The sequence below is a fragment of the Candidatus Poribacteria bacterium genome (assembly GCA_016866785.1).
GTDB lineage: Bacteria > Poribacteria > WGA-4E.
On record VGLH01000175.1, the window covers coordinates 1 to 6,465 of the forward strand.

General features: G+C 63.8%; 7 protein-coding genes. 1 reads left to right on the forward strand and 6 read right to left on the reverse strand.

Going from position 1 to position 6,465, the window contains the following annotated elements:
• The 6 genes from FJZ36_17385 to FJZ36_17410 form a co-directional block, all read right to left on the reverse strand.
• On the reverse strand, positions 1–708 hold a 708-nt coding region (locus FJZ36_17385; protein ID MBM3216673.1), incomplete at its 3' end, for a hypothetical protein.
• Entirely contained in the window at positions 696–1,661 is a 966-nt protein-coding gene (locus tag FJZ36_17390) for a hypothetical protein (protein ID MBM3216674.1), read from the reverse strand. The genes FJZ36_17390 and FJZ36_17385, both read right to left, overlap by 13 nt.
• A complete protein-coding gene (locus FJZ36_17395) occupies positions 1,658–2,500 on the reverse strand; it encodes an SMP-30/gluconolactonase/LRE family protein (GenBank protein ID MBM3216675.1) in 843 nt (280 codons plus the stop codon). The genes FJZ36_17390 and FJZ36_17395 overlap by 4 nt, the downstream gene beginning before the upstream one ends.
• Positions 2,501–2,508: 8 nt before the next feature.
• Positions 2,509–3,048, reverse strand: a complete 540-nt coding sequence (locus FJZ36_17400; GenBank protein MBM3216676.1) for a phosphoglycerate mutase family protein — start codon at positions 3,046–3,048, stop codon at positions 2,509–2,511.
• A 25-nt stretch (positions 3,049–3,073) separates the two neighbouring features.
• On the reverse strand, positions 3,074–3,706 hold the full coding sequence (locus FJZ36_17405; GenBank protein ID MBM3216677.1) for an O-methyltransferase: 633 nt from the start codon (positions 3,704–3,706) through the stop codon (positions 3,074–3,076).
• A gap of 135 nt (positions 3,707–3,841) precedes the next feature.
• On the reverse strand, positions 3,842–5,143 hold the full coding sequence (locus FJZ36_17410) for a nucleotide sugar dehydrogenase (protein MBM3216678.1): 1,302 nt from the start codon (positions 5,141–5,143) through the stop codon (positions 3,842–3,844).
• Positions 5,144–5,484: 341 nt separating this feature from the next.
• Between FJZ36_17410 and FJZ36_17415 the strand changes: the two genes are divergently transcribed.
• Positions 5,485–6,423, forward strand: coding sequence for a hypothetical protein (locus tag FJZ36_17415; protein MBM3216679.1), 939 nt, complete (start codon positions 5,485–5,487; stop codon positions 6,421–6,423).
• The last annotated feature ends 42 nt before the right edge of the window (positions 6,424–6,465 follow it).

Consider the following 6,465-nt stretch of genomic DNA (forward strand, 5'->3'; position numbering starts at 1 on the left):
CAGCGGCAACTCGACCTTCCCGAACGTGTCGAAGAACCGAGGGCGGAACTTCTCTTCGAGCGGGCTGATTCGGTCGATCAGCGCGAGGAGCCAATCGACGTAGCCGCGTCGCGCCGAGAGCAGATACGATCCGTCGCCACCCAGGGCTCCCTCTCGCTGCGCCTGCAGGTTCACGATGTCGAATGAGAGACGCGTTATGCCCTGTCGGTTCGGCGAGTGGGTCTGAAGATCGAACACGCCTCCGGTGCTGTCCCCGTAGCGCGGCGCGAAGCCGCCCATGTAGAGCCTTCCGTCCCGTACGAGACTGAGATCGATTGACGAGAGCGCACCCCCGAAGTCTTGAAGGTGAAATGGGTCCAGGAGCTCGATACCATCGAGGCGGACGGCGACCTCGTCCTTCTCACTGCCCCGCAGTTGGAACCGGGCGCTGAAGTCGTTCGCGACGACGCCCGGAAACAGATGGACGGTCCGCATCACGTCGTTGTCGATCAGAGGCAGGTTCTCCGCGTCGCGAACGGAGACTTCCGCAGGGGAACTCACTCGCTCGACAAGCGAGTAGGCGCTCGGAGTCACGACTACAGGTTCGAGGACTGTCGGCTGATCGGCGGCTCGCGCGTACCGGCACACCGTCAACGCCACGCAGGCAAGCGCGGCGACGTGGTAGCGCTTCCCGACCGGGCAGGAGGATCGAGGCTTCATGAAAGCCATTCTGCGGCGCCGTCTGAGAGCGCCTCGGTCAAGGCGGCGATGACCAAGGGGATGAGGAGCTCATGGCTGCCGGTGAACCGGAGTCCTCTTCCGCCGTGGCGAGTCGGGCGTGACACGACGTTTTCGGCGGGGCGGTACTGGCGGATCATGTCGAAATCCGCAGCCGTGAAGTCCGAGACGGCGTGTCCCAGGTTCCGCGCAATCGTCAGCGCCTTGAGGAACACCTCCGGCATGACCACGGCGGAACCGATGTTGAGCACGGCGCCACCTTCAAGAGCCGCCACGACCGACGTGAAGTGCTCGAAATCGGCGAACGACGCCGCTCCAATCGCCGCGCCGTTCGCAGCCGGGTGCTGGTGGATGATGTCGGTGCCGATGGCGACGTGAATGGTCGCCGGGACTCCGAGGCGGTACGCGGCGGCGAGGACGCTGACGTCTGCGTGGAGGAAACTGCCTTCGGCGATGGCGCGTCCGAGGAGCCACCCCATGCCGCGTTCGGGCTCCGATCCGATGGCGACGTTCATGAGCCGACCGGTCTCCTCGGACATCCCGAACTCGCCGGTTTCCAGACCTGACGGCACGTCCTCAGACGTTCCGCCGATCAGCGCCAGCTCGAAGTCATGGATGGCTCCAGCGCCGTTCGTCGCGACCGCGCTGATGACTCCTCGTCCCATCATGTCGATCAGGAGCGGGCCCAAGCCAACCTTGATGACGTGGGCTCCGAACATCGCCAGGATGACGCGGTCATGTCGGTGAGCGTCGCGCAACCGAACGATCAGCTCGCGAAAGTCGTTGGCCGCGAACTGACGGGGCAGAGACGCCAGCCAATCTGCAAACGTTCCTCCGGCGGCGTATGGCGTCGACAGGTCGTCGCGATGGACCTTGTTGCGGCGCTCCGCCAGAGGGGTCGTGCGGATGGCGGAGCGGTCGATGCGAGGGAACTGACGACTCATCGCACGTCGCCGAAGAGGCGATGTCCTGGTCGTGTGTGCCGTACCACCGTCACGCGGTTCGTCTCTGTCTCGGTGATGAAGAGAAGGTCGAAGTTCGGTCCGCCGAAGCAGATGTTCGTCGGTCCGGATCCGCCGCATGGGTATTCGTCGACCAGATCGCCGTCAGGCGACAGCACTGCCAGACGTCTGCCATAGATGAGCGCGACGATCAGGTTTCCGTCGCAATCGAGCGCCATGCCATCCGGTCGAGCGGGGGGCTCGTACGTGGCGAGTACCCTGGACCCGACGATGGTTCCCTCCGCGTCGAGATCGAACGCGGTGGTCTGGTGTCGTCGCGTCTCGGCGACGTAGAGAGTGCGTTCGTCGAGCGACAGCGCGATACCGTTCGGGAACGCGAGCTCGTCGGCGAGCCGTTCGAGCGATCCGTCTGCGTTCAGCCGATAGATCGGCGACAGGCACAGTTCAGGACGTGGTAATCGAACCGGGTCCGTGAAGTAGAGGTTCCCGGAACGGTCGAACACCAAGTCGTTGGGGGCATTCAGGGGTTCGTCGTTCCAGCGATCCGCCGCTGTGTGGATCGCACCATCGGGAGCCACTCGCAGGATCGACTGCGTGCCGGCGTCGGCGATGTAGAGATCGCCGTCCCGATGGAACGAGCTCCCGTTGGGCTTCCCGCCCGTCTCCACAAACGTCGTCACCGAGCCGTCAGCGGCAATCCGCGACACGCGCCCGACCGGGCTCTGGTGGTTCACGACGATGAGACTGCCGTCACGGTCGAACGCGGGCCCCTCTGGGAACTCAAACCCGGACGCGAGCGCTTGGACCGGGATGTCGCGCATATGAGTTCCTATGCCGATCCGTCCGGCTCGACGCGGAGGACGACGATGTCGGTGAACCTCTTACCGTCGAAGGTCAATCGAACGCCTTCGCAGAAGCCGCAGTTGGGGCCCCATGCGGCGTGATCGCGGTCCGGGAAACACTCGACCGCGCCGGCTTCGGCGATCCCTTCGTGACCGATGATCAGCGCCGACTCGCCGTCCGGGAGCTCCTTGGCGATCAATGCCCACAGCTTGCGCTGCTTGCGCGCGAATCGACGCGTGCCTTTCCCCAGTTGAACCGCTTTCGCCCAGCCAGCGAAGCCGAGGGCGAAGTCGACTTCGGGTCCCGTCTTCGACAGGTGCCCAGGACCCAGCTCCTTGCGGGTTTCCTGGACGGCGTAGCCCATCGCAATCGCCGTCTCGATTGCGCGGGGCTCGCGGCTGGTGACCACGCGGGCAAAGGGCCCGATCTGGGAACCGACGACTCGTGCCAGATTCACGCCTGACTGCGACAAGTGCGGGTTGGGTTTCTCGCGGTGGCTGTGTCTCCGTACCTCGATGGTGCGCATCGCGCGTCCTCCGTGCGACGGCGTCTCATCGAACCTTGAGCGCCACGATCATGCCGTCTCGGATCGGCACCAAAGAGCAGGCGAAGTCGGGATCGGCGAAGAGCATCTCCGTGACCTTGCGCACTCCTTCGGTGTCCTCGTCGTTGTCATTCGGCTCGAAGATGCGCCCGTGCCACAGCATGTTGTCGATGATCAGCAATCCGCCGGCGCGGAGCTTCGGCTTGAGCACTGGGATGGAGGACGGATATCCCGCCTTGTCGATGTCGTTGAAGATGATGTCGAACACGTCGTCAGTGTGCCGAAGCGTCTCGACGGCTTCTCCGACGGTGTAGCGCACGTCCGAGTCGAGACCCGCCTCGGCGAGATAGCGCCTCGCCTTCGACGACAAACCTTCGTCCCACACGACGTGGTGCACGACCCCGCCGCCGTTCTCCCACACGGCGCGGGCGAACCAAGCCGTCGAGTAGCCGTAACCGCTTCCCATCTCAAAGACACGGCGCGCGCCGATGGACCTGGCTAACAGATAGCAGAACTGCCCCGCTGCGGGCCCGATGATCGGGAACCTGGTCTGCCGCGCCTCCTCCTCCATTGCCGTTAACACTGGGTTCCCGTGCGCGGACAGATTCGTCAGGTACGCGTTGACTGCGGCAAACTCCATGTGCTGTCCCTCACCGTTCAAACCAGACACAGGCAGTGGCATTGTCTTGCGACCGAAAGCCGGTGTCAACCCGCGCGACATCGTCTCCACGACATGTGCCAGCCTGCGGCGACGACAATGCGCGAGATTGGCGGGCTACGGGTGGCGATGACAGTGGTTGGAGCGGAGCACACCGCGCATATCGACCACGGGACAGGGAGCGCGATGGAGCGGTCGATGGTCGATAGCTTCGTGAGCGGTCAGGATGACAATCGCGTCGACCGACGAAATCAGCGACTGCCACAACGGGTAGGACTCGTAGATCTTCCCCTGGCAGATCGTCTTGGGAACGTGGGGGTCGTGGTAGACCAACTCAGCGCCTTGCTCGACGAGCAGCGACATCACGTCGAGCGCCGGAGATTCGCGCACGTCCCCGACGTTCTCCTTGTACGCGACGCCCATCACGAGGATGCGCGACCCGTTGATCGGCTTGCGCTTCTCATTCAGTGCTTCGGCGATGCGGGTGACGACGTACTGCGGCATCGACGCGTTGATCTCGGTCGCCAGTTGAATGAATCGCGCGTTGAACTGCATCTCTCTCGCGCGCCATGCCAGGTAGTGCGGATCGACGGGGATACAGTGACCCCCCAGCCCGGGCCCGGGATAGAACGGCATGAAGCCGAATGGCTTGGTGGCGGCGGCGTCGATGATCTCCCATACGTCCAGCCCCAGACGGTCGCACAACAGCGCCATCTCGTTGGCGAGCGCGATGTTGACGCTTCGGAATGTGTTCTCCAGGAGCTTCACCATCTCGGCAGCGCCGGTCGATGCCACGGGCACCGTGCGCTCTAGGAAGCGCGAGTAGAACAGGCACGCGAGCTCGGTGCACTCAGGTGTGACGCCGCCGACGATCTTGGGAGTGTTGTCGATGTGGTAGACGCGGTTCCCAGGATCGATGCGCTCCGGCGAGTAGGCGAGGAAGAAGTCGACGCCGACGCGGAGCCCGCCGGACTCGAGCGCAGGAAGGACCAACTCCTGCGTCGTCCCGGGATAGGTCGTGCTTTCGAGGATGACGAGCTGCCCCACCCGGAGAAGATCGCGGACCACATGCGTCGCCGCGAGCACGTAGGAGAGGTCGGGTTCCTTGGTCTTGCTCAGCGGCGTTGGCACACAGATGTTGAGGGTGTCGGCTTCGACGAGGGGATGTGGTAGGGACGTCGGCTCGAACAGCCCGTCACGGAGCATCTGGGCAAGGTGCTCGGACGGCACGTCGGCGACGTACGACACCCCTTGCTTTAGCTGCTCGACGCGCGCCGTGTCGATGTCGTAACCGATGACGCGGATGCCGTGCGCTGCCAATGCCGAGGCTAAGGGCAAGCCCGCGTAACCGAGTCCGACGACTCCGGCGCAGATCGCGCCCGTCGCCAGTCGCTCGCGCAACTCACCGGAGGTACTCATGGAGTCCCCTAGCGCCCTCGTCGTGCGGCTTGTCAAACCGTTCCCATGTTATCACAATACCCATCGAACGACGCAAGTGCGCCTATGCAGCCATGCAGCCCGTAGCCAGAAGGAGAGTCCGACTGTTCCATGGCGGTGATGCTTGGCGCTACGTTGCGTGTTGCACCGTGATGCATGCCGTCCGTCGCTCCCGCGGAAGTGGGAGCCCGGCGCGCTGGATTCCCACTCCTGGCTCCATGTACATGGCCTTTCGCGTGTACGACCCGAGCTGCGAATGGAACGGCAACGCGGTCCAGGACAACCGAAATCATCGATGTCACTGGCTACTGGGAGGAGTAGACATGCTTCGAGCGGTCACCTGGCTAGTCGCGTGGGTGGTTCTGCCACTTCTTCTCGCTGTCGCTGACGAACCGTCTGTCGTCTACGGCACGATTGACATCGCGTTTGTACATGACATCTATCGAGTCGGGCTGCGTGGCGGAACACCTGAGCTCGTCGTTCACGGCGAGGCGCTCTGCGATGCCCGACCTGACGGCAGCCGGTTGTTGACCTCCACGGGCTCCGAGTACCGCGTCCACGACCAGCGCACCGGGCGAGTCGCGACCTTCCCGCTTGGGGCAATCCAGGGAACCGCGCTCGCGCGCTGGGCATCCGACGGACGGCGCGTGTTGTTCCCTGGGATCGTCGGTGTCCTCAACAGCATGTTCGTGCTCGACACGGGCACAGGCGAGATAGCCGATCTGTACGATCGGGCGTTCGATTACTCGTCGGCAGACTGGCTCCCTGGCGACTCGCACATCGTCTACCGAATCTACCGCAGCGTGTGGCGTCGTTCCATGGCTGATGGATCTGAAGAAAAGCTCTGCGATATCCAGCCGACAAGGCGTGAGTTGGCATACTACTCCATCGACGTGTCGCCGGACGGCAGAACCATCGCCTTGAGTCGTGATGATCAGCTGTACGTGATGAACTCAAACGACGCAAACGCAGTGCCAGTCACGGAGTTCGCCTTCGCGCCTGGTAGCCCCTGGACCGACCGTCTGTACCAGGCACGATGGAGCCCGGACGGAACTCAGCTGCTCTACGGACTCACCGTGGGCAACGTGAGCGGCGTCTATCTCATGCACCGAGACGGATCGAACGTGCGGCGGTTGGCGCGCGAAGTTGGCAAACACGTCCGCGTCGCCTACATGGTTGATCCCGGCCTTCTGCCAGTACGCCCAGAGGGAATGACGGTGGCTCGCTGGGGGGATATCAAGCGTTGGTCGCCCGGGTTGTGACCCGGCATGTCGAGGACGGCGGAACGCAGGCATCGAGTCGTC